Origin of the sequence: Agrobacterium sp. lyk4-40-TYG-31 (assembly GCF_030209855.1) — a bacterium.
GTDB classification, from domain to species: domain Bacteria; phylum Pseudomonadota; class Alphaproteobacteria; order Rhizobiales; family Rhizobiaceae; genus Agrobacterium; species Agrobacterium vaccinii.
Genome location: NZ_JARVRE010000005.1, coordinates 619,848 through 642,111 on the forward strand (window position 1 = coordinate 619,848; position 22,264 = coordinate 642,111).

Here is a 22,264-nt window from a genome sequence, read left to right on the forward strand (position 1 = left end):
TTTCCGCCTTTTCAATAGCCCCCACCGGCTTTTGGCTCACCATCGATTTTTACTGAATGGAATGACGAAGTCTCAAATTGCGGCTTGCGCTCGTCATAAACCTATGGCAATAGGCCCCAACTTGATGTGAAGCACCTGCTTCGGCATCGGATGCTGCGGTAGCTCAGTGGTAGAGCACTCCCTTGGTAAGGGAGAGGTCGAGAGTTCAATCCTCTTTCGCAGCACCATTTTACTGTAAAGAAATCAATGATTTATCAAGGTGCGGCTTAGCGCTCTCCGTCTCTTGCGTACGGAACAAAGCATGAAAATGCACCGAAAAACACTCGGTTTCGTACAAAATCTGTACAGCGTTTTTGGGCTGCAGATAAAGAAAAACCCCGCCGTCGTTAGTGGCAGGGTTTTGGTGTTAGCGACGTGGTCGATTCGACGCTTCTTTTCTCGCTGCGTCCCTCATGACAGACATCTCGTATTCAGTGGCGTCTACGAATAGCATTGTGCCGCATGCGGAAATTACAGCTCTTTCCAGGCCATCGAAGTTCTGCTCCCTGAAATATCGAGCGGCCCTTTGTGCTGTCTCGCGCAAGTGAATGCTTCGCGGATATGTCACGCCGCCGCCTTCAACCGCTCAACAGCCTCACTAGCTGACGCGCACTTTGGCCGGTCATCGATCAGCGTTCCTGCCGCCTTAGCATCCAGCAGAATGCCCATACAGGCCCGAACATGCGCTAGGTGTGACGCGCCGCTCTCTGGATCGATATCCTCACCTGAGAACCATTGCAGTAAATGGCGGATCGCCGCGCTGTAGTAGGTGGTGGCATCGACAGGATCGTTTTGCCAATTGAATGCGCCGTATTTGGCAGCGCCGAGTGCCATGACAACGCTTTCCTCAATTATGGCCACCGGTGGGATGAATTGTGCCGACGGCTTCTTCACGCCGAAAACACGCTTCGGGTTTGATGATGGCAGTTTGCCGATCGCTTCGGCCAGAGGTACGAGCTCTACCGGAACCACAGCGTTATCATTCGCCGGAACGGCTGTGAGGCAGCCGGTGTCTTTGGACGTGATGGTCATGCCGTCTCCTTCAGTGCTGCTTTCCGAATCGCTTCCGGCAGCTCGCTGCCAGTCCAGCCCATACCGATGTATTGATCCGCTATCTTCGCAGCCTCCTTAAAAGCCTCACGCCGCGCATACGCCTTTGCCTCGCCAACCTCATAGCGAAGTCGTGCGGTAGTGTATCGCGGCCGGTTGTCTTCTGCCGTGCTCTCCTCAATCTTCTTCCTGCTTTCCACTAAAGGCTTCACTACCGGCCTAAATCGACGCAGCGCAAACGGTGGATCCTCCTCGCCGAACTGCGGGCACACTCCCCGGTTCACGCCCGCCAGCCTGATGCCAGCATAGTCGCCGCCGAGATACGTGCGGCACATACCGACCCACGTTGCTGTGTAGGTCTCCCCGGCACGAATGCCGAGGTATTGCTCTGGAAGGGTGGAGTCATCGATGCAGATCACTTCGTCGCCGGGTTTGATGCTCATTCCTCGTACACCTCCCAGACGTAAGTGACGGGCTGGACGTCCCCATCGACCTTCACGAAGGCCTCACCGCTGTCACAGTATCCCTCTCCTCCGTATTCAGACTTGAGGCCGATCATATCGCTGTGCAGGAATAGTCCCGGTCGGCACTCTGCGTAACTGCAAGGCCAGCCTTCCGGGTGGACAACTAAGCGCTTCATCTATGCCGCCTCCTTCATCTCTGCCCGCTCGCGGATCGCACCCATGATCTCCTTCACGGTCGTCCACGGGACGACAACGTTTCGGGTGCATTCCTCGTCATCTTCGTCCCTGTCTTCAATCCCAAAGCTGAACTCGCCGATGTACGCGGACTTGGTTTCTCCGCTAGGCGTCAGCGCTTCCTGCAACCGCTCAACCTTCCCCCGCAGATGCGCGAGAGAAAGATCGTGGAAGCACTCATTGGTGAATTCTGGCGCGACGTCTGCCGGGATCGCATAGTGCTCGCGATAGAGATGATTGTAGACATTTGCTATGGAGTAGCCTGCCGCCCTAATTTCTTCCTCAGCCCACCGGCCCGCCTTGTCGCGAATTCCGGTGTAGCCTTGATGGCCGGGGCATTCGTAGAGGTCTCTTTTCAGAAGAACGTACTGGGTCATGCGGCCCTCCGCAGCGTCACGGTAAAGTCGCCAAGCACCTTCTCGCCGCTTGAAACACCGGTTAAAGTCATTTCTGCTTCGTCGCCGAGGTTGGGCAAATTGTCGTGCATGGCACAAGCCATGGCTACCGCCGCTGTTGAAAGCCCAGACGGACTAGCCTTCTCACGAGAGATTTGTTCAAGCTTTCCATTGATACGGACGGCCCACACCGACGAATAGTAGATTACGTTTGGCGTCAGGTTCACCAGTCGGCTCAACGCTTTGCGCAGCAATCGCGCCATCATGCCCTCAGCCATCAAGCCGCCCTCCCCGCCATCAACGCCTCAAACGTCGCCATGAACTCTTGCTCCGCCTTCTCCGGCGACCAGTACCGCAGCTTCACACCCAGCGGGTTATTGTGTCGCGCATGCCAAGGCATTGGCACAAGGTTGACGAGCTCGTCGGCGATGATGCGGTTGTCCGCATCGTGGACTTCGTCGGGCAGCTCGCGGTCAATCTGAAACCGTGCCGCGATAGCCAGCCAGTTCTTTTGCTCGATACCCTTATAGTTCGTCAGATAAGGCTTGAGCGGGCGAGGAATGTCCACGCAGTATGCTTCTGGTGCATCGTGCAGAAGGCCAGCCAGGGCAACCTCCGGCGCGTGGGTTGCGGCAAGGCTGCGAGCGATGAGAACTGAGTGCTCTGCGACTGAGTAGAAGTTCCGGCAGTGGCCCGCATATCGGCATTGCAGGCTGAGCGAGTGCGCAATGTCCTCGATGTAGACTTCATGCGGCTGGGGGTCGCAAGGCCAGTACTGGCGGCCGGTGTAGGTCTGCATGAAGTCGCCGACGCGTGGCGGCTCGGCTGGCACAAACACGCCGCGCGAGGCAGGGTTGCTGCAGTCGGGAATCCACTGGCCTTCATGGTTATCGTTGGCGGCCACGTATTTGTCGAGCGGGGCGAAGGTGGTGAATACATCATCCTCTTGCGCCATCTGATGAAGCGCGATTTCTCTAGTTATAGATCCCATCACGCGGCCTCCTTCTGATCCCAGAATCTGCAATGCTTGGCACCAAGGCCAGCGTCCTTTTCGGGGTATCCGTCGCGGACAAGCGTGCCCTCCAGCGTCTCACCGGCAAAAGGCTTGTATTGCTTCGGAAAGCCATGACGCCATCCGCCTGGCGGGTCGTACATTTTTGTCATTTAAGTCTCCTCAGTGGTGTGGTGGTTGACCGCCAGTTGTTGGCTGGCGGGGTGAGTTTCTAGGTCCTAATTAAGCGACTTTTCGGAACCTAAAATCGCTGTACAGTCCGTCGAATCCTTCGACCCTTATTTGGTGCCAATTAACCGAGGTTTCCCTGACCTCGGTTACCGCTCCTCTGTCCCCGTTACGCATTCCAAACCAGTCTCCACCAGATATGCGCTCGACGACATCGCCTACGGAAAATTTTGATTTCACACCACCGCCCTCACCGGATCATTGTCGTTCGCAGCCGCGTACCGACCCGCAACCATCTCCGGCCGCAGAGTGGCGCGAGCCACTTCGCCATATCGGCGCGAGTATGTGATGACTTTGGCAGATCGTCCGGAGAGCCATCCCCCACCAGCGGCGTATGCGTCAGGCGCAGCAAGCGTCTCGTGGCGTTCGACATACATAAGCGCCGACTTGCGGCCCTCATCACTGTGCAGGTGGCCGACGTGGGCGAAGGCGTATTTAGATTGGCCGAACATCTCGCGGAACATGCCCGCAAGTGTCGCATCAACCTGCGCCACGCCACGCTTGTGTCCGTGGTGATAAAATAGCGCCGTATCGCCCCACTTGTAGGCGTAGTAGAGCATCGGGCTGGTATCGACGGTCACGCGCGGCTCGTTCTCGTAGATAGTAGCCAACAGCTCGCGCACCCATACCGAGGAGGCGGGATCATGGTTGCCCGATGCCATGACGACATGAACGTGCTTGTGCTTTTGGAGCAACATGTCGACGACGCGGCGCAACGTGCGGATGACAACGCGAACCACCTTATGGAGGCGAGAATCAGCATCCAGAACATGCTTATGCGCAGGCGTGACGCTCTCAAGTGCATCATGGTGCAGTAGATCCCCAAGCTGCGCTAGAACGGCTGTATGCGCCTGCGGAGCGCCTGCCACAGCGGCGGCAAACCAATCCAGCAGCAACTGCTCGGCCAGACGGAGATCGTAGTCAGCACCTGTCTCCTCGCGGTGAGCGAGCATTCCGAAATGGCTGTCGGTAACAACGAACTGGTTCAGCAGTTCTTCTTCGACATGCTGCGGCGCGGGCATGCTTGCAATGCGCGGCAGGTCTTCCTTGAGGCCTTCGACCATCGCGCGGAAGGCAACGATCTGGCCTTCTGTCTCCACCGCCGTCTTCTGCCACTGCTGGATAATGTGCCCTTCAGAATCGACGAGAGCCGACACGCCTCTGACAACGTGGCCGGTCGGTACAGCAAATTTCTCACCGCGCTCCGGCGCCTGCTGGATGAACGTGCCGCTCGGCGTATTGCTGATGCGGCTGATGCGAAATCCCGGCAGGACCGGCTCAGTGCCAAGAAGGCCAGCCTCGGCGGCGCGTTTTATGCTATCGTGCAGCGCAGACTTGCCGACACCAAGGGCAGCGGCTGCTTTGATCAGCGTGCCGTGCTCACGGTAGGCGTCGGCTCTTCGACGTAGTTCTTCGTTGGGTAGGGGCGTCATAGTCTTGCCTTTCGAGCTACGAGCATTGCGTCGGCCATGGTATAGGAAAGAGTGGCGATCTCGCTCGCCGATAGGTCGCCCCAATTAGCGTATCGTGCAGACAAAGCTTGACCCGCAAGCCAGTCTCGGAGGCTCATACCGTTGGTAACGTGCACAGTTTCTCGACCGTAAAAATCTCTTGTTTCGTAGCTTCCTGGGAAAGCCATTCCGCCGTCATCAGTTTTCATGTAGTCCCCTCGTGGTGGTGGTGGCCGCTTGGTGGGCGGTGTTTGTGTGAAGTTAAAGGAGCGTTGGAGCTTCATCGCTGTAGGGCTTCTTTCCCTCGACGTACGGCTTTATTGCGCGCCACATCATGTTGTATTGTCTTATGAGGTGAGCCTCTTCTCGCTTCGTCTCAGCCTCGTAAGACAGGTGTCTGCAATGCTCCATCATGCGCAGCTGCTGCTCTACTTCGCTCCGCTTCATGCTGACCGCGCCAACAGCCCGCAGACCTCAGCCGTGGGCACAACAAAGCCATAGCCAACCAGCGAGCCAGAAAAGCCGACGTGCGCAGCAGTGACGCCGACGGTTATGCCGATGAGGTCTCCATCTGCGCCAAAGACAGGCCCACCTGATTGACCCATGACCGTCGTCACGTCGGTTACATAGACGGACTTCCACGGACCGGACGCACGTGGTTCGCCAGCGATCTTGCCGTAAGCAGCTACGAATTCGATACCGAGAGGATTGCCGTAAGCAACGATGGAATCGCCTGCCTTCGCTGCGCCGCATGACAAGTGCGCCGTACCTAATCCAGCCGACGACGTGCGCAGCAGTGCAATGTCGTATGTGGTGTTGACCCAAAGCACATCGGCTTTGCGCATCACGCCATCCTTGGATTTGATCTGCACGTCCTTTGACTGGCCGACGACCTGCGCAGCCATGACGATGAAGCCATCGCCGATATGAACGCCAGAGCCGTGGCCAACGGCCAGCAAGACTTTGACGGTGGATGATTCTGTGTCGTGGCCAGTCGAGGGCTGGCGAAGACCATATGCGGCAGCCGACGTTGCGGCGACGATAAACAGGAAAGCAATGAGGAAGCGTCTGAGCATGAAAGTCTCCTCTTCTGGCGCGCCGTGTCCGGTCGCCGCTTGTGTGGTGGTGCCTTGGTAAGGCAGGCTGGTGAGGCCAAATATGACGCTATAACGCTTTTACAAATTTGTCAAGGATTTTGGATTTTGCAGAATCCAGATTGACTCTTTCTGTGACCAGAACATAATAGGAACATGCTGAAAAGAGAGATCAACAAAAAGTTTGATGAATGGTGGGAATCGCAAAGTGAATTCACTGCGCGAGACCGTCATAAAGCGCGCCGTATGTTCGCCGTTGCATGCACTCACGTCGTGAAGCCGCAGAGCTACAGATTTCAGTCCGGACGCTGGATCGTTACCGTTCAAGCACGAACCGAAGACGACGCCAAAGTCATGGCGCTCGCGAAGCTTAATGAGCGCGCGCGAAAGTTTATGACCAAGACGCCACCGGGCGGTTGGGGACTTCGAAGGATAGATGGAGATGAAATTGCGCCCACAGTTTGAAGACCCAGAAGCCGACCCGGTCGAGCACATCATAGAGTGGCACGACGGCAATGAGCGCGATGCCATAAGAACACTTCTGGACGACGTCCAGTTCCTGCGCGGCCAGCTTGCTATGGCGACGCTCGCCATGGGCAAGGGTTATACGAGGGGGTGGGTCCCGAGCGATGAGCGCGATGCCGTCTGAGAGCTTTCCTACGCTCACGTCGCTCAAAGACGATCTTATTTATGTCATGTGCCTTGATTGCGAATTGCTTCGTAAACTGGATTACGACGCATTATTCGAAGCCTATGATGACGCAGACCTTCTGGCGCTCAAAAAGAAAATAGCGAAGGAAGTCGTCAATTGCGAACGCAATATCGAAGGGTACCACGACAGGTGCAGACTCAGGTTTTACGACGGCCACGAAACGAAAAAGATAAAATTCGAGAAGCCACTATCTCCGCAACTCGAATATCTTTGTAGCTGGGAGATAGTAGTCGGAAAATGTCGCTACTGCGGACACGTCTCTAATTTGGAACGTTGGCGCGTCAGCAAGGTTACAAAGCCGGGAATGACCTTGGATGACCTGAAGAAGCTTCTTCGGTGCAAGAGGTGCAATCACAAGGGCGATGTCGAATTGACCCTCGCCAAACTGCCGAGGTGACGCATGTGTAATCTCTATCAGGTCCGCACTAACCAAGAAGCGATGCGAGACATCGCAGGCGCGATGCAGGAACGACTTAACCTCCAGCCAGACGTCGAAGTCTATCCGGATCGCCCTGCCCCTGTCATCCGCAACAAAAATGGTGCGCGCGAGCTGACTGAACTGACCTGGGGCATGCCTACGCCGCCCAACATTCTTGGCGATAAGCCAGACACCGGCGTCACCAATATCCGCAACGTCGCGTCGCCTCATTGGCGCAAGTGGCTGAAAGTCGAAAACCGATGTGTCGCCCCGTGGACCCGGTTCTGCGAGTGGGAAGATACAAAGCCACGCAAGACGAAGCGATGGTTTGCCATCGATGACGGCGAGCCCCTCGCTTTCTTTGCAGGCGTATGGACAGAATGGCACGGCGTACGCGGATCCATGAAAAATCCACGCGACGGACAGCACGAGCTGTTCGCCTTCCTGACGACAGATCCGAACGACGTGGTAAAGCCGATCCACCCCAAGGCTATGCCGGTCGTGCTCACCACCGCAGAAGAGGTCGATGTCTGGATGACCGCGCCATGGGAAGAGGCCAAAGAGCTTCAGCGACCATTACCGGCGGAGAAACTGATCCTATTGCCGGTGGAGGAGCCTCAACAGGAAACCACTGATCTGTTTGGTTAGGAGGAAGCCATGAAAATCTGGACGCATATTTTAGAGAATCACGGCGTGTATGCGAGGCAAGAACTTTGCGACGGTTTCTTTTTGGATCCGGTGAAGAAACTCCACGAGGATATGGACGCCAGCCTTTTCTCCGAAGTCGACCATGATTCCGACCTGACCGCATACACCGCGTATATTGCAGATGAAATTTCCGATGACGAGGATGACGCACCCACCGGCGCGGTGATGGAAATACTCTTCAGTAAACGCAAAAAACTAGCTGCACTTCGCTACGATAACCAGAGCCTTTCCGGCGCGTTTATCGAGTGGGTGTCATGCGATTCTCCCGAGATAGCATTGGTTGAGTGGCGCAAAAAGGTCGTAGCCAAATACACGGTGATCAGAGGCGACATAAGCCAAATCGTTATTCAAAGAAGCGCGCTGTGACGCAAGGAACGCCGCAAATGGCAAACGAAGAAAAGCTGCCACGCCTCAGGGATTACAAGGGCGAAAAGATCGACATGGCGTGTCACAGGTGCGAGCGATACGGCATCTATGAGCGCAAGTCACTTCTGAAAAAGTTTGGGGCATCCGTGCAATTTGTCAGTCTAAGACGTGTGCTAGCGATCGGGTGCGATAGCGCGGGCACAGCAAAGTGCGAGGCTCACTTCCCTTGCTTGCTATCTGCAAGTCTGACGCCCGAGCAACAATAAGGACTGACCATTGAGCGACCTGACCACCAAGACCGGCGACGGCGTCATCGACACCCACTATTGTTGCGTGTCGGGCTGCCCGAAGTGGGGCGGATTCGGATTCTCTCGCAGCAAGGCCGCCGCGCCGCAGTGGTGGTGCTGGGAGCATTACCCTCACAAGGAGGTGCCTCGCAGGTAGTGGCGCCCCGGTTTATCCACAATCCAATCATTTACAAAACCTTAACAAAATCAAGCAAACGCTAAGTGTACAGAACTAAATTGTGCTCAAATTGCAACAGGACTTAGCCCGCGTTCACGCCAGCAACCTTAAATATGGCTAATGCTGATTGCGAATCCTCCCGTCTTTCTGTCTATTCCAAATCCGAAGCGGGGGGCATCTCCGAGATTGTCTCGCTTTTTGTATCGAAACATGACTGGAGGTCATTATGAACATCAAGAGCCTTTTGATCGGCTCCGCTGCCGCTCTCGCAGCAGTATCTGGCGCCCAGGCTGCCGACGCAATCGTCGCTGCTGAGCCAGAGCCAATGGAATACGTTCGCGTTTGCGACGCTTTCGGCACAGGCTTCTTCTACATCCCTGGCACCGAAACCTGCCTGAAGTTCGGCGGTTACGTTCGTTTCCAGACAAACTTCGGTCGTGACCTTTCTGGCACGTCTGACTGGGATTCGTTCACACGCGCTCAGTTCGAAGTTGACACCAAGACAGACACCGAACTCGGCGCTCTGCGTGGCTTCATCGGTTTCCGCGGCAACGCTGACAACGGTTCGGCTGCTTCTTCTTCCGTATTCGTTGACCAGGCGTTCATCGAACTCGGTGGCTTGAAGGTTGGTAAGTTCTACAGCTGGTGGGACGATGGTCTCTCTGGTGAAGCTGACGTTCTCTCCACGAACGCACTCTTCAACTCCATTCGTTACACCTACGATGCAGGCTCTTTCTGGGCTGGCGTTTCGGTTGACGAACTCGAAGGCACAAACGGTCAGTTCCGCAACATCACTGGTCTCGGCCCAGTCATCGGTGGCGTTCAGACGGTTGCTGTTTCTCAGGAAGCTGACAACAACGTTGGTGTAGCTCTCGGCCTCGGCGCTAAGATCGGCGCAGCTTCTCTGCAGTTGATCGGTGGTTACGACATCGACCAGGAAGAAGGCGCTGTTCGTCTGATCGGTACAGCTGAAATTGGTCCTGGCACGCTCGGCCTTGCTGGTGTTTGGGCTTCCGGCGCAAACGCTTACTACGCTCAGTCTGAGTGGGCCGTTGCTGCTGAATACGCAATCAAGGCAACCGACAAGCTGACAATCACCCCAGGTGGTCAGTACTTCGGTAACGTTGCTGATCGCGTTGCCCTCGTAGGAACAGGCATCGTTGGCGCAGGCGTTGGCCCAGTATTCACTGGCGGCACAGCAATCGTTACTAACGATTTCTCTAACCGTGACGCTTGGCAGGCTGGCCTGACTGTTGATTACAAAATCACAGACGGTCTTTCCACGAAGGTCGCAGTTAACTACTACGACGAAGACGGTTCTGATGTTGACCAGTGGAACGGTTTCGTTCGTCTGCAGCGTTCGTTCTAATATCTCTAACCTAGGTTAGCGATGAGAAACCCGGCCATTGTGCCGGGTTTTTTGTTATCTGTGCTTGAAAAATACTTGTAGACAACCGGCCTTACTTTTGTCACAGTAGCGACGGTTGCAAGCGAAGATCCACAGCCGCAAGGCTTTCGCTGTTGATCCCAAGTCAAGCTCCTCGGCCTTAACGGGTCGAGGAGAGGGATCCCTAGATCACTCCCATAACAAAAAACCCCCGCCCACCTTTCGGCAAGCGGGGCTATGTCAGGACGATCTAGTCGGCCTCGGCTTAGATGCCTGATTTTCAACGATACGATCGACGCGGACGGTCATGTGATCGACAGCAGCCTTCACGCCGCTGATGGCATCCATGATCTGCTCTGTCGTCTCGCGCATGCCAGCCTTTGTGATATAGGTCTCGGCGACGTGTAGCCGGTGTGAGGCAAGCTCGTCGCGAGCGAGGGCTGCCAGAGCATGCGCTGCCGACGCTGTGCCGGTTGCATCTGTTCTGGCTGAACTGATCTTTGCGTCTACATACTTCCACAGACCAAAGAAGAAGCCGAACAACGCGATGAAGAACAGCGCGACGGCCATGATTTCAGGACCAGTCAAGGCTTCACCCCGCAAAGCTTCTGCAGCTTTTCATTCTCGGCCAGGATCTGGCGTTTGGTTTCGATGGAAAGGCTGTCCTCAACAGATGGCCGCACCGCTTTTGCGATGTCGCAATAGCTACCGCTTGTCGCGCATCCACTTGCCAAGAGCATCATCAACGCCAGTGTCATCCAGATTTTTGACTTCATTTTCGACTTCCCCAGCCCGCTTGATGGCCTTTGCATTCGCTGCGGCCTGTGCATCCTTCGCCGCGGTGCGCCCCGCCCGCTGGCCGTAAAAAAAGACGCCCGCGAGAATCGCGAGCGCTGTACCGATGGTGGCTAGGTAGCCTTTGAGTTTGGCAAGAAGGATCAAACCTTCACCTCCTTGCCGCGCCAGCTGTTCCAGCGGCGAATGACGACGTCACGGTTGCGGTAGGCCACGTAGCCGACGACCGCGACTAGCACACCTGCGGCAATCCAGCCCCATGGAAGGCCCGCCGTGAAGGCAAGCAGTCCAGAGCCAGCCGCAGAGCTTGCGCCCTTCGTGACCACGTCCTTGGCCGCACCTGCGTCACGGCGAAGCTGTGCAATCGTGGCAGGACCGATGATGCCGTCAGCAATAAGGTGCGGGTGAGCCTTCTGATAAGCAATCACAGCCGACTTGGTCTTGGCACCCATCCAACCGTCTACCGCGCCCGGGTTGAGGCCAGCGGTCGTCAGCAGTTCCTGCGCTTCCTTGACGACTGGGTCCGGCAGTACCGGCGGTTCGACAGTTGCTTCCTTGGTCACGCCGACGACGCCAGTGTAGAAGCCCTTTTCGAACAGAAGCGCCTCTTCCTTGCGGCGACGCACCAGCCCCGGAAGCTTCTTGCCTTTGGCGGTATTGTAGTTGCTGGCGAGATGCGCGGCTGCCGCTTTGGTCTTGCCTTTGCGCCAGAGGTCGGCCCAAGTCCACTTCATCGCACCAACGCCGAGGTTGAACGTCACGGACGAGGCAGCGTCGAGCTCGTGCTGCTTTCGGTCGGTCGGCGAGCCAGCAACAACGGCAGGCACGTATTCGGCGCCAAGGACAGCATCGAGGATCAAATCGCTCTGCGCGGCCGTGATTTTGGTCTTACCTGGCACAAGTTTCTTGATGCCGATCTTGGCCAGTTCGCGGCGAACGGAATCGCTGCCCATTGTGAAGCCCGTCCCAATCGTAGGAACGCCGACGGGGTCTAGATAGCAGGTTAGTGGGTTGCCCTCGTGCAGGCGCACGAAAGCCCTCCCCCGTGTGGAGATTTTGGTGATTGGCATTGGTTTTCCTTTGGTCCAGAGACCTAAGCAGATGGAACTTGGTCCACCATCGAGAGTTAAGATCGATCAGATGGAGATTGACCCATGAAGTTTTCCCTCACCGCAGCAGTTTGCTTCGTATCGATCGGCCTGCTGAGCGGGTGCGTAGACGGCCCCGGCTACGGTGGTGGCCCTATGACATCGCAGAGCCAATCATGCGGCAATGGTCAGGATGACGTGTCTCACCCCTATGCTGGTCGATGCGACTGGCGAAGGATGAACGGTAGATACTGGGCGAACAGCGGATCAAGAGATAGCGACTCTGTCTACGTAAGAGGCAGATAGTGGTGGCCTCAATGCTACTAGCTTAAGGCCAAACGATCTGCGCCGCGATCTGCGCCGCCTCGACGGTTTCCGCCACACCAACACCAGCCTTGCCACTCAACCGTAGCGCTTCAATCGCCGCGCCGATCTGCCGCCAGCCTTGGTGGGCCTCAAATACGACTTGCGCGACACCGAGGAGGGTTTCTGCCGTGATGCCGATTTCGGCAGAAAGCAACGGATAGTCTTCTGGCTGGGGATCGACTTCCGCCAGGCACGCCATCGCTTCAGTGGCTTTCTGCTGGTAGGTCATCGCCTGCCCAGCGCCACCGGTGATGTAGCGAAGCCGTGTTGCCTCGGCCTCGCCATCGATCCGGCTTTTCAAGGTCTCCTTCACGCCCTCAAGATCGACCGGCGCTAGTCCATATGTTCTGGGTGCCATGATCAGGCTCCTTGCGAAACGATGCCAGAGATCGCGATGTTCTTGTTGGTGAGGGTTCGCGCTCGCCATTTCATTGCACTGCCGCTCGGCTGTCCAGCAACAGAGAACGGTTGCGCTTCGTACATTTTGTAATTGCCCACTGCGAGATAGGGCGAGAGAACCAAGTTGCCTGCCGTCCAGGTCGTGCCGTTGTCACGGCTGAATTCAGCGACGAAATCCGTGTTGGCGACAGCGGTATCAAGCTCGACAGTTTGCAACACAAGCCGCCCATTGGCAGGAACGGAGGGCAGCGGATAAGCGACTGACTGCAACGTCATGTTTTGGGCCGTTTGACCGTATGTATAGCGAGTTGGATAGGGTCCCGTAGTACCTGTGTCTGCCGTGAACCCACCTACATTCATCCCGGTAATGTCGTTTATTGTGTAAGAGCTTGGAGCGGCAGCAGTTGTTGCCCCACTGCCGCTGCCCGGAAAGAAAACACCTACCCTATATGTACCTGCACTAGGAACAGTGAAAGGCGTTGGTAGGGTAACGTCAAACCAGCCTGTGCCGGGATGATTGACAACAACATCAAGCACAATGGAGAAATTAGTTGTTGAATTTTCAAGTGCTATCTTAAGTTTTCCGATTGCTGCGAAGTTGGAAAATACCCCTAATTTTTGCACGACAGTACCAGCAGGAAGACTGTAAGCCCGATCTATAGATGTATAGTTTCTGCTCAGGTTGTTTGGCCCTGACGTGGTAGAAGACCCGCCAGTTGAACCTCCGCCGACAGTTGGCACATACCAATCATTCACATCATCATAAACAGCGTTAGTCTTCGAGCCTACGCCGGTCTCGTCATCGAAAGCATCCGCGACGCCGCCCTTCATACCGAGGCGAGAGCCTTTTAGATCGGCAATCTCCAATGCGAAAATAGCCTCATTCTGGCTGCTGCCACCCTGAGAGAAGCGGATGTCATCACCAGCAGCGACAGTGCCAGAGGTCGTGCCGACGTTGCGGGATGCGGCATTGCCGATTGTGACGCCGCCGTCCTTCAGCAGTTTGCCGCTAGTGCCACTGAACAGTGCAAAGCGGTTATCTACAGACGAGGCAGGCCCAACGACATCACCCGTGCCGGTTCCGTCAGAACCCTTTGCCGCAACCAAACGCCAGTAAGCGTTGGATGTCGTCGGCAACGTAGGTGGAGCGTTACCTGTTGTAGTTTGCAGAGCTAGCCAACTGGAGCCGTTATCCAACACCATGTCATTGGCTGAATATGCGATACCAGCGCTATATGCCCCGCGAGGAACGATACCAGTCTCACCAGATCGAGCGAACAAAAGCCATTGTGTGTTTTCAACCACTGGCAAAGCTGGCGGGGTGTTGCCTGTGGTATCGATCTTTGCAATCCAAGTGGAGCCACCGAACTGCACAAGGTCACGTGCCGCATAAACTGTGGCTGGCTCGTAAATGCCGCGTGGGGTTACGCCAGAGCCTGCGGGCCCGGTCGCCCCCGTGATGATTGCCGCAGCAGACCAATCGCCAGCAGCATTCGTATTCTTGCTGTAGATGGCAGACCGACCGTCGCCAATGTCTGAGACCAACACGCGGAAATTTGCCGCAGAGTTGTCATAGACCGCCCTACCCGCAAGATTATTAACCTGCACATCGTAGTCGGCGCCGTTTATGAGGCCAGCCAGCGGGATTGTCGTGGCAGTATCGGGGCCAGTGAACAATAGCAGCGTGTCGGCAATAGCGTTGACACCCGCTACGGCGGAAAGTGTGGTGCTGTTCAGCCGCTGGATATACTCGGCCAGCGCCTGCGCATTGGCCACGGTCTGCTGACCGTATGCTGTATCGCGAACCAGCGCATAATCGTAAGTTCCAGTCGGTCCGGTCCAGACGATTGCCGCCGTGATCTCGGTATCGCTGGCGATCTCCGCAATCGGCAAAGCATTCCCGCCATCGGCCTCGACGTAGATCGTGCCGCCGATGATCAGCGATGTTGCCCAGCCAGTGCCGATGCCCGCCACCAAAGCTTCGCCGTTGACGAGGCTGATCTGCCCCGTCGTGTAAGGAGTGGTCATGTTTGGGTTGTCCCGTACTTAGCCGTTGTTTCTGAAAGCCATGGCGGAGAACTCTACGTATTTCCAGTTCACTATGCCCTCTGACGGCAAACGCAGTCGAAGGGCTGTGGATGGCCTGTTCGTAGGAATTGGATAGAGGCGATGATACGAATAATCTTGGTCTGCATTACCAACAAATGTACCGTTTCTTGATAGGTAAATTTGCGTCGAACCACCTCCCGTCACGTCGTATATTTCATGCTGGCGAATGAAGGTGGAACTGGCTGTGTTGAGATAGCCGGTAGCGAAGTATTCCAACCGGAGCATGATCGGGATCAACGCGTCAGTCCGAAGCCCGTGATCGACATTGAGATTGACCTCAAGGTAACCCGGCGCATTGTTGGCCGAGGTCACCGTGTACCGAACGCGATTGACTGCGCCCGGCTCGATCTGCTCACCTTTCACGAACAAGTTCTCGATCTGGGCTTGCTCGATCATCGCGTTAACGATCTTAACGATACCGTCTTCGATGGCCAGAAGAGCAAAGGCGTTCACATCATCGGTCACAACGAACTGATCGACGTTGATAGCCATTTCCGACCGTTGAACACCGTCAACCGTCCTGATCTGAATATAGAAGCCGCTCGACTTGAACTCGTCGTTGACACCAGTTCTCAGCATGACCGCAAAGCGAACATCCACGCCGGCTGGCGCAGATACTGCCTTGAAGGACACCAAACCATCAGCGAAGTTGCCATTCACATCAGCAGACACGCCCAGCAGAGCTTCAGCAAGTGCCTCCGTCTCCGTTGTGCGAACACGCATTTCCTTGACGATCTCGGCACGAGCGGCGCCGATCTCAGCCTTGATGCGCTGGCGGTCTATCTGACCCACAGCACCATCAAGAGAGAACGCTGTTGTAGCCTCTTCTAGACGTTGCCAAAGATCGCTCAGTTCCTGCCCAAGTTGGGCAAATACAGCCTTGGCATCATTCCCCAAATGCTCCAGATCAGCGATGAAATCACCACCAGCGGCAAGGGTGCGGAAATTCGTCACGCCAGACGGCGCAACTGACCTGCCGTTGTCCACGACGAGCGTGGTGCGAACCTGCCAATCCGTTTCAGAGGTCAGGCCCTCCACGATCTGCACGACGCTGATATCCGAGGACACGAGTTTCGTGAAAATCTGTGTCGGGTTGGCGACTGGCCAGTATTCGACCAAAACGCCCGACACGCTGATATCTTCGATAGCGTCCCACGAAAGCCGAACACCGGGGAGCAGCCCGCCGCCTTCGGCCTCGACAACATTCGGAGTGGCCGTGAAATTCTGAACCGCTGCCAGATACTCAGGAGGCGGCACCACGATAATCACAGGCGGGTTGGTTGTGTAGGCTGTCGGATCGAACACGCCATTGCTGATTTCCTGCAAGGCAACCGTGATGTCACGGACGCCGTCGCTGTTGTGCGGCCCAAGCGTGCGCGTCAGAACCTGATAGGTACGCGTACCATGCTTGGCGCTTGCCCATGTGATCCACCGACCTTCCTTCACCACATCCAGAAAGCGCGGATGAATGGTGATTTCTGCCGACGCTTGAAAGCGGGCGCCACGAATGGCGATGTCGGCCAGACGATCCACCTGCTTGACGTATGTTACCGCGCCATAGGGAATGGTGCTGGCAAGCGTTTCGCGGTCTTCGGCAAGGGCGGACTGGTCGATCCGCGTTGCGGCGTCCTTAGTCTCGTAGAAGTCGTCTGGTGAGACATAGGAAGCCGCAACAGTGTTGATCAGTTCGGTGCGCTTGCGCTTGGCAGTAAACCGCTTTGGAGCGCCAATCTTGATATCGTCGTCGGTAATCGTGGCAACAATGGCTTGCGGAGCGCCCGCAATCGGGAACTCGCCGTCCACGCGCTCTACCCATGATGCGCAAGCTGCTTCCAAGAGAGGCTGGAGATTTGCGTCGTGGTTTCCACCGGGGCCATCCTTCGCTATCATGTGCGAGCGATAGCGGTAGTAACCGTCTACGATCTCATCAGCGATGTTCGCGGCCTGCGTCCATTCCGACAAAGGAAGACGTGAGGCGCGAACGCCCTTGCCGACCATCTTCTGGGTGCCATTGAAGAAACCGCGCTCAAGATTGTAGGCCTGCACAAACGTGTTATCGCTGTATTCCCATGTGGACTGATCATTCCACCGATGCGGGCCAGAACCGCCGACCGTGCTATCCTTGCGCCAGTCGTAGAGCGGAGCGCCCTGCACCTCGAATAGCAACTGCGGAGGAGCGGCCAAGCCCCGGCCCTTCTTGTGCAACTCACACCAGACAACGGCATATGCAACACCAGCGCCACGGTGATCGGCTGTCCAGCGTCCGGTAGGGCGCGAATAGGCGATCAGTTCAGGCTCTGCCTGCTGATCCATCGTGCCCTTGTAGAACTTGACGCGGATCGCATCGTAGTTGTCACCAGACGATCCTTCGTTCGGCACCCAATACCAGCCATTTGCGTCAGGGTTAGAAAGGTTGCGCCACTGGCCATTGTATTTGACGCGGGGAACGGCAGTGATGCGGAAGCTGGCTAGCTCGTATACATCTTGAAAATTGCGCCCGCCCGACCCGTAGTTATTACGATACACGTGACGTCCAGCCAAACCGCAAGTGCCGAGAATGACGGTGCGTGGATTGTTGGCGCCGTATTCCGTTTCGACCTGCGAAGAAGTGCTGGGCGTCTTTGGCTTGAACAGCGCGTTGACGGCGTATGATGCGGCAATGGCAAAAGCGGTCTGCGCGATACCTGCAAGCACCGCATTTGCAGTAGCCCAAGCGGATATGGCCGTGACCGCAGAACCGATCGCGCTAATTATGCCAGAAATGAAAGCCATGAAGCTATGCGCCTATCTTGTAAGCTTGCTCGATATCAGTGATCAAGAAAATGGAAGCGCCGCTCGGGGTGCGCACGACAAAGCCTGCGCTCGAGACAATACCGGCTAGGTAACGACCTTCATGGAAAACCACCCCTACGTCACCCCGGCGTGCGGCGAACCTATTGATGGGATTGAGACCGAGCGCGTCGAAGAATGACTTGCCATCCGCAGCCTTGGGTTTGATGGTGACGCCAGCCATAGCGGCGATAACATCGCAGACGGCGGACACGTCGCAGCGCTCTTCGTCAGTCGGACCACTGCTGGCGATGACGGATACTGCATCTTCAAGTTTGCGGTCCCAACCATCGGCGCGGACAGCCTTTGCAAGCTTCTTGCTCATTTGCTCACCAACGCTTTCATGAAGTGGGTTTCTACCGGGGCGTAACCACGGCGGGTGTAAATGCCGGAAACATCATTCGTGGCGAGGGACGCCATACAGATGACCGAGCATCCTTGTTCTTTTGCCCACGCCTCATAGGCATCAAGCATCTTCAAAGCGCCCCGTCCGCGCGCGGCTTCCGTGACGAACCACACCGTTTCATTGGCACATAAACCGGCCCCGAAGGGATGATCGAAGGCATTGGCCATCAGTAGCCCCGCCACCTCGCCTTCACGCTCCATGACCAGCACGCAAGCTCTCGCTGCGTGCATGTGGCTGGTGAAAAGAGAGTGAGCGCGCACAGCATCAAACGGGAACGCCCATTGTGCTGCGGCGTGGCTCTGCTTCAGGATATCGACCACGTCGGCTGCATCGCTATTTCGTGCGTGCCGAACATCACTTCTGACTGAATTCGAAATTGAAGAACTCATTTTTCAGCCTCGCAGCGTGTTCGAAGAACATATCGCCTGCCGAGACCAATTGCTGGTCTTCGTGGCTGGCGTATCGGTAGCCTTCGCGGAAATTGTCAATCGCCTCGGTTTCGATGTTGGCTTCGAGCCATGCATCGCCGTTTTCTTCGCGGTGATCGATGGTATCGACGTAGCCATAGAACGTCGGTTCTGCGTGTAGGAAAGCGTTGTTGTCGGGATCGAAGTAGAAGTCGTACAACGTGACAGGGCGGCCCTTGTATTCTTCTTCCTCAATCAGAAGCAGTTTGTCTGGCGTCAGGCCGAAGTCGGAGCGCGCAGGAAGCCGCATCGTCACCGGATTGGCCGTGGTTCCGAGCGCAAACGCAGGCTCATCAATCTCGATGATCGAATTGCCCTTGTAGGTAAGGCCGTTGTAATCGAGCGTGCCTTTGCCAGAGAAGAATCCATATGTACCGGTGCCAAACTCAAACTTGACGCCAGACCCGATCTTCGCCCTGCCCTCGTTGAGCAGCTGCTGCAGTCGTGTTGGGAAAGCCATTACTTCGGCACCTCGATCAGGGTGAATGTCGCCGTCGGGCGAAAGTCGTCAGGGCAGTCGTAGCTGTCCGGCACCAAGCGCATGTTCATGACTGGGTTCTTGAAGACGACAGTGGCGCCAGCGGTGATGTAGGACGGTAGGAACGGCTCGGCCTTGATGGTTATCGCTCCGCCCGCTGCGGTGGCGTCCTGCACCACACGAACGATGGTGTTGTAATCGCCCTGGCTGAATCCGATGAGGTCGCCCTCCATCAGCTTCAGACCGTTGGTGACGCTGGATACCGTCAGCTGATTGCCACTGATCGACGCGAGCACGCCGGTATCGAGAATAGCTGGCGCGGTTGGGTTTCCCCAATAAGCTTGCGGTAGGCAAACGTGCTTCGGCGTGTAGAGAACCGTCACCATGCCGTCACGACAACGCGAGATGAAGGCCTCAAGCTTCTGCCGTTCGGCATTACTCAAGGCCACCACTCGCATCGACACCTGCCAGAACGGGTCGCTGGTTTCCATGAAGGAGATGGCGCGCTTTCCGTATCTCGACACGCTGGTGGAGCGCATGAGTTTAGGATAGGTCGGCCCATATCTCAGGCCGACCGGTAATGTTTCTGCCATGTGGATTGGGCCTCACAGAGGTGGAGCGGACTCGACTCTTGATTGAAGTTCTGGTTGTCTAATCGCTTCATCAAAAGATGGGGGCAGCTATGAGCGAGTGGTCGGACCTGATCGATTCTCAGATGGAGACAATCAGCTTAAACTTCCAGCTTCTTCTTGCGATGATCAGCAGGAACCGAACTTCGATCGGAGACCTCATAGAGCTTCTAGCTACGACCGAAGGGGTAGACCAAACAGCACTAGGAAAGATCGCCGACGAAATGGAAAAGGCTGATGAAAAGATCATCAGTATGGCGGAAGTGATGTCCGCTAAACCCTGACGCCGCGCGGGCCTACCTGGCCCACGACCTTCAGGACGTTTGCTGCGAACTCACGGTTCTGCTTTGCTACGACCGTCTCAAGCCTAGCTACGGCGGCCTGATCCGCGCCACGCGCGTCGATCACGGGTGCGAAGGTAATGGTTGGCGCAGAATTGCTGTTCGCTGGCTTCATGCTTGGCAATGACGGCACTGAGACACCAACTGCACCGCCATTGGCGTAGCCTTTGCGCATCGCCTCTACAGCACCAACGCCACCAGCCATAGCGACATCGCGCTGCGACCAGACGACCTCGCCTTTGTGAACGATACCAGCTGGTTGGTTCTTGCCACCTGAACCCGTGTAGCCGCCGTCAGCAAAGCCAAGAAGCTTGAAGAATCCGGTCATCCAGCCGTTACTGCCTGTCGCTGACTTGCCCCCGAATATATTATCAAAGGCGCTATTCAACATCAGGTCAGCAAACTTGTTTGCCAGTCCCTTCAATGCCTCGCCCAGGCTTTCGGCGCCAGTTACGACATTGGCAAATCCAGATTTTGCTGTGTCGTAGAAATCGCGAGCGCTGCTTTCGGCTTGCTGCTGATTTTCAGCGACTTTCCTTAGTTCTTCTGACTGTTTAGCGTAGGCGGCAGCTTCTTTCTCGATTGCAGCCACCTTTTCGGGAGACAACTGGATGCTATCAAGGTCTTTTTCGCCTTTCTTGCGAGCCTCTTCACGCAAGTCGGCGAGTGCCTTTTGCTCAAGGTCGAGGGCAGCGCGACGCTTGGTCTGCTCCTCATTGGAAAGTCCGATGAGGTCCATTTCCTGACGCAAAGCTTCCGTTCTATCCCGGATGGCTTGCAGGTCTTCAGTGAAACGGTCGGAGGCAGTTTTCGCCGGGGTCTTCGCCTTCTTTGGGGTGCCAAAGCCGCGGTTTTTAGCGCTGTCAAGATCAGATGGGCGACGCTCTGGCGAAGGCCCATCAAAGGGTAGCGGAAAGCGGTCACCCTGTATCGTTGCATCAGCACCGAACTGAGTATCTTGCTGACCTGCCCCCCGCCATGTCTTTGGATCATTGATCCGAGATGTGGCAACGGGGATTACATCGTTTACCTTCTGAACGCTCCCGGCAGCATCAAGTGCTGCGGCCGACAAGGTTGAGAAGTATTTGGCAAATTCGGACAGGGCAGGAATGCCGCTACTGTTGATAGCGGCGCTGAGCGCGCTTTGAACGCGATCAACGTCTTCGGCTTCGGTCTTACCTTCTGATGCCGCTTTCGCGAACTCGTTGAAGGCGGACTGCAGATTTTTAATAACGTCGGCTTCTTCGCCTGCCGACTGAAGTTGTGACACCAAATCCGCGATTGTCGCGCGAGTCGTATCGATTTCCTTGCGGACATCAGCCAGCCTGTCGGCGCTGAATATCTCAGCACCTTTTTTGAAGTCCGTTCCGTCTTGGGTTCTTTTCAGCTCATCTGCGTATGCGCGCAAGGCAGGTACAGCATCTCCCCATCGCTCAGCAACAGACGCAATAAGCGCAGCCTGCTCCTTGAGTACCTCAGCAGACTTGTCACCCTCACTCATCACGGTCGAAAAGTATTGGAAGGCAGCCGTGCCAGCGGCAATCACACCAATGGTCACGAGAGACAACGGCGAGATAACAGATGCGAATGCAGCGGCAAGGCCCTGCCCTACGCCCTGTCCAGAGTCTTTGATCTGCTGCAACACAGCAGACAACTGCGTGCCTTGCTGGAGAGCGATTTGAATTGGCGACATGCCCATCGCCGCCGTGACGCCGATATCCTGAAACTGTGCAGCAATATTTGCGGTGTTGAAGCTGTTACCACTGCTCGTGGTGACAGTCGCCTTGAGCGCGGAATTTCTACCCTTTATCGCCGCCGTAGAAGCCAACGCGGCCTGTCGCTCACGTTGAATCGCTGCCGCCATTTCGTTGGCGGAGATAGCACCTACAGCGTGTGCCTGCCTGATCTCAGATACTGCGTTTTTGTAGCTCGTAATCGTCGAAAAAAGAGGGCTATATTTGGACCGAAGGCGATCAAGCTCTTTCTGCTGATCAGCGAGGGCTCCGTTCCATTCCTTTGCAGCAGATGTGCCTATGCCCACCATGCTGTTGATGCGCTCTTGCATCGACGATGTGAGAGATGAATTGATTGACTTGCCAGCGGATGCAAATCGCTTTTCAATTCCGCTGGAAGCCTGCCCGACATCGGACACCAACCTGTTCAGCGCACGCTTTACGGTTGCGAGGTCGGTACTGATTGAGATAATCAGGTCATCGCTATTGTTACCGGCCAAGTCGGTTTCCTAACGTGAAAAAGCCCGCCGAGGCGAGTTGAAAAGGGGAATATTGATGCCGAGGTGCAAGCGCTGCGAAGACGAGTTCTACATCGGTGGTC

27 protein-coding genes and 1 tRNA gene are annotated in these 22,264 nt (G+C 56.0%); 8 read left to right on the plus strand and 20 right to left on the minus strand.

The window, feature by feature from the left end:
* The first annotated feature begins 152 nt into the window (after positions 1-152).
* Positions 153-227, plus strand: a tRNA-Thr gene (locus QRN55_RS13405).
* Between the two features lie 376 nt (positions 228-603).
* Here QRN55_RS13405 and QRN55_RS13410 read toward each other — a convergent pair.
* From QRN55_RS13410 to QRN55_RS13450, 9 genes are all read right to left on the minus strand, one after another.
* Complete coding sequence (locus QRN55_RS13410; RefSeq protein ID WP_284777042.1) at positions 604-1,071, minus strand: dATP/dGTP diphosphohydrolase domain-containing protein; 468 nt, start codon at positions 1,069-1,071, stop codon at positions 604-606.
* Entirely contained in the window at positions 1,068-1,532 is a 465-nt protein-coding gene (locus tag QRN55_RS13415; RefSeq protein ID WP_284777043.1) for a hypothetical protein, read from the minus strand. Before QRN55_RS13415 ends, QRN55_RS13410 begins: the two co-directional genes overlap by 4 nt.
* Positions 1,529-1,729: a hypothetical protein gene (locus QRN55_RS13420; protein ID WP_284777044.1), complete on the minus strand. Its 201-nt coding sequence runs from the start codon at positions 1,727-1,729 to the stop codon at positions 1,529-1,531. Before QRN55_RS13420 ends, QRN55_RS13415 begins: the two co-directional genes overlap by 4 nt.
* Complete coding sequence (locus QRN55_RS13425) at positions 1,730-2,164, minus strand: hypothetical protein (RefSeq protein ID WP_284777045.1); 435 nt, start codon at positions 2,162-2,164, stop codon at positions 1,730-1,732.
* Positions 2,161-2,460 (minus strand): hypothetical protein, encoded by a 300-nt coding sequence (locus QRN55_RS13430; protein WP_284777046.1) that lies wholly within the window; start codon positions 2,458-2,460, stop codon positions 2,161-2,163. Before QRN55_RS13430 ends, QRN55_RS13425 begins: the two co-directional genes overlap by 4 nt.
* Positions 2,460-3,173, minus strand: coding sequence for an HD domain-containing protein (locus QRN55_RS13435; protein ID WP_284777047.1), 714 nt, complete (start codon positions 3,171-3,173; stop codon positions 2,460-2,462). Before QRN55_RS13435 ends, QRN55_RS13430 begins: the two co-directional genes overlap by 1 nt.
* Positions 3,173-3,346, minus strand: a complete 174-nt coding sequence (locus tag QRN55_RS13440) for a hypothetical protein (protein WP_284777048.1) — start codon at positions 3,344-3,346, stop codon at positions 3,173-3,175. Before QRN55_RS13440 ends, QRN55_RS13435 begins: the two co-directional genes overlap by 1 nt.
* 252 nt (positions 3,347-3,598) lie before the next feature.
* A complete protein-coding gene (locus QRN55_RS13445) occupies positions 3,599-4,855 on the minus strand; it encodes an oxidoreductase (RefSeq protein ID WP_284777049.1) in 1,257 nt (418 codons plus the stop codon).
* 461 nt (positions 4,856-5,316) lie between these two features.
* Positions 5,317-5,949, minus strand: a complete 633-nt coding sequence (locus QRN55_RS13450) for a trypsin-like peptidase domain-containing protein (protein ID WP_284777050.1) — start codon at positions 5,947-5,949, stop codon at positions 5,317-5,319.
* A gap of 174 nt (positions 5,950-6,123) precedes the next feature.
* On the opposite strand from QRN55_RS13450, the gene QRN55_RS13455 reads away from it, so the two are divergent.
* The 6 genes from QRN55_RS13455 to QRN55_RS13480 all read left to right on the plus strand — a co-directional run bounded on the left by QRN55_RS13455 (position 6,124) and on the right by QRN55_RS13480 (position 10,005).
* On the plus strand, positions 6,124-6,432 hold the full coding sequence (locus QRN55_RS13455) for a hypothetical protein (protein WP_284777051.1): 309 nt from the start codon (positions 6,124-6,126) through the stop codon (positions 6,430-6,432).
* Positions 6,410-6,616 (plus strand): dehydrogenase, encoded by a 207-nt coding sequence (locus tag QRN55_RS13460; protein WP_284777052.1) that lies wholly within the window; start codon positions 6,410-6,412, stop codon positions 6,614-6,616. The genes QRN55_RS13455 and QRN55_RS13460 overlap by 23 nt, the downstream gene beginning before the upstream one ends.
* Positions 6,597-7,076, plus strand: a complete 480-nt coding sequence (locus QRN55_RS13465; RefSeq protein WP_284777053.1) for a hypothetical protein — start codon at positions 6,597-6,599, stop codon at positions 7,074-7,076. Before QRN55_RS13460 ends, QRN55_RS13465 begins: the two co-directional genes overlap by 20 nt.
* 3 nt (positions 7,077-7,079) lie before the next feature.
* Positions 7,080-7,745 carry an SOS response-associated peptidase gene (locus QRN55_RS13470; protein WP_284777054.1) on the plus strand — a complete coding sequence of 222 codons (666 nt, stop codon included), beginning with the start codon at positions 7,080-7,082 and terminating at the stop codon, positions 7,743-7,745.
* Between the two features lie 9 nt (positions 7,746-7,754).
* Positions 7,755-8,171: a hypothetical protein gene (locus tag QRN55_RS13475; RefSeq protein WP_284777055.1), complete on the plus strand. Its 417-nt coding sequence runs from the start codon at positions 7,755-7,757 to the stop codon at positions 8,169-8,171.
* Positions 8,172-8,862: 691 nt separating this feature from the next.
* Positions 8,863-10,005 (plus strand): porin, encoded by a 1,143-nt coding sequence (locus QRN55_RS13480; protein ID WP_284777056.1) that lies wholly within the window; start codon positions 8,863-8,865, stop codon positions 10,003-10,005.
* Positions 10,006-10,263: 258 nt separating this feature from the next.
* On the opposite strand, the gene QRN55_RS13485 is transcribed toward QRN55_RS13480, so the two are convergent.
* The 10 genes from QRN55_RS13485 to QRN55_RS13530 all read right to left on the minus strand — a co-directional run bounded on the left by QRN55_RS13485 (position 10,264) and on the right by QRN55_RS13530 (position 19,553).
* A complete protein-coding gene (locus QRN55_RS13485) occupies positions 10,264-10,611 on the minus strand; it encodes a hypothetical protein (protein WP_233123093.1) in 348 nt (115 codons plus the stop codon).
* Positions 10,612-10,728: 117 nt separating this feature from the next.
* On the minus strand, positions 10,729-10,965 hold the full coding sequence (locus QRN55_RS13490) for a hypothetical protein (protein ID WP_284777058.1): 237 nt from the start codon (positions 10,963-10,965) through the stop codon (positions 10,729-10,731).
* A complete protein-coding gene (locus tag QRN55_RS13495; protein ID WP_284777059.1) occupies positions 10,962-11,888 on the minus strand; it encodes a glycoside hydrolase family protein in 927 nt (308 codons plus the stop codon). Before QRN55_RS13495 ends, QRN55_RS13490 begins: the two co-directional genes overlap by 4 nt.
* A gap of 346 nt (positions 11,889-12,234) precedes the next feature.
* On the minus strand, positions 12,235-12,630 hold the full coding sequence (locus tag QRN55_RS13500) for a hypothetical protein (RefSeq protein ID WP_284777060.1): 396 nt from the start codon (positions 12,628-12,630) through the stop codon (positions 12,235-12,237).
* 2 nt (positions 12,631-12,632) lie between these two features.
* Positions 12,633-14,699: a hypothetical protein gene (locus QRN55_RS13505; protein ID WP_284777061.1), complete on the minus strand. Its 2,067-nt coding sequence runs from the start codon at positions 14,697-14,699 to the stop codon at positions 12,633-12,635.
* Positions 14,700-14,717: 18 nt separating this feature from the next.
* The gene (locus tag QRN55_RS13510) at positions 14,718-17,552 is read right to left on the minus strand and encodes a phage tail protein (RefSeq protein ID WP_284777062.1); all 2,835 of its coding nucleotides are present in this window, start codon (positions 17,550-17,552) and stop codon (positions 14,718-14,720) included.
* Between the two features lie 4 nt (positions 17,553-17,556).
* The gene (locus QRN55_RS13515; RefSeq protein ID WP_284777063.1) at positions 17,557-17,934 is read right to left on the minus strand and encodes a DUF6950 family protein; all 378 of its coding nucleotides are present in this window, start codon (positions 17,932-17,934) and stop codon (positions 17,557-17,559) included.
* On the minus strand, positions 17,931-18,404 hold the full coding sequence (locus tag QRN55_RS13520) for a GNAT family N-acetyltransferase (protein ID WP_284777064.1): 474 nt from the start codon (positions 18,402-18,404) through the stop codon (positions 17,931-17,933). The genes QRN55_RS13515 and QRN55_RS13520 overlap by 4 nt, the downstream gene beginning before the upstream one ends.
* The gene (locus QRN55_RS13525) at positions 18,370-18,942 is read right to left on the minus strand and encodes a hypothetical protein (protein WP_284777065.1); all 573 of its coding nucleotides are present in this window, start codon (positions 18,940-18,942) and stop codon (positions 18,370-18,372) included. The genes QRN55_RS13520 and QRN55_RS13525 overlap by 35 nt, the downstream gene beginning before the upstream one ends.
* Complete coding sequence (locus QRN55_RS13530; protein WP_284777066.1) at positions 18,942-19,553, minus strand: hypothetical protein; 612 nt, start codon at positions 19,551-19,553, stop codon at positions 18,942-18,944. The genes QRN55_RS13525 and QRN55_RS13530 overlap by 1 nt, the downstream gene beginning before the upstream one ends.
* An 89-nt stretch (positions 19,554-19,642) precedes the next feature.
* Here QRN55_RS13530 and QRN55_RS13535 point away from each other — a divergent pair, with 89 nt between their 5' ends.
* The gene (locus QRN55_RS13535) at positions 19,643-19,873 is read left to right on the plus strand and encodes a hypothetical protein (protein ID WP_233123084.1); all 231 of its coding nucleotides are present in this window, start codon (positions 19,643-19,645) and stop codon (positions 19,871-19,873) included.
* Here QRN55_RS13535 and QRN55_RS13540 read toward each other — a convergent pair.
* A complete protein-coding gene (locus tag QRN55_RS13540; RefSeq protein ID WP_284777067.1) occupies positions 19,863-22,163 on the minus strand; it encodes a phage tail length tape measure family protein in 2,301 nt (766 codons plus the stop codon). The genes QRN55_RS13535 and QRN55_RS13540 overlap by 11 nt on opposite strands.
* Between the last annotated feature and the right edge of the window lie 101 nt (positions 22,164-22,264).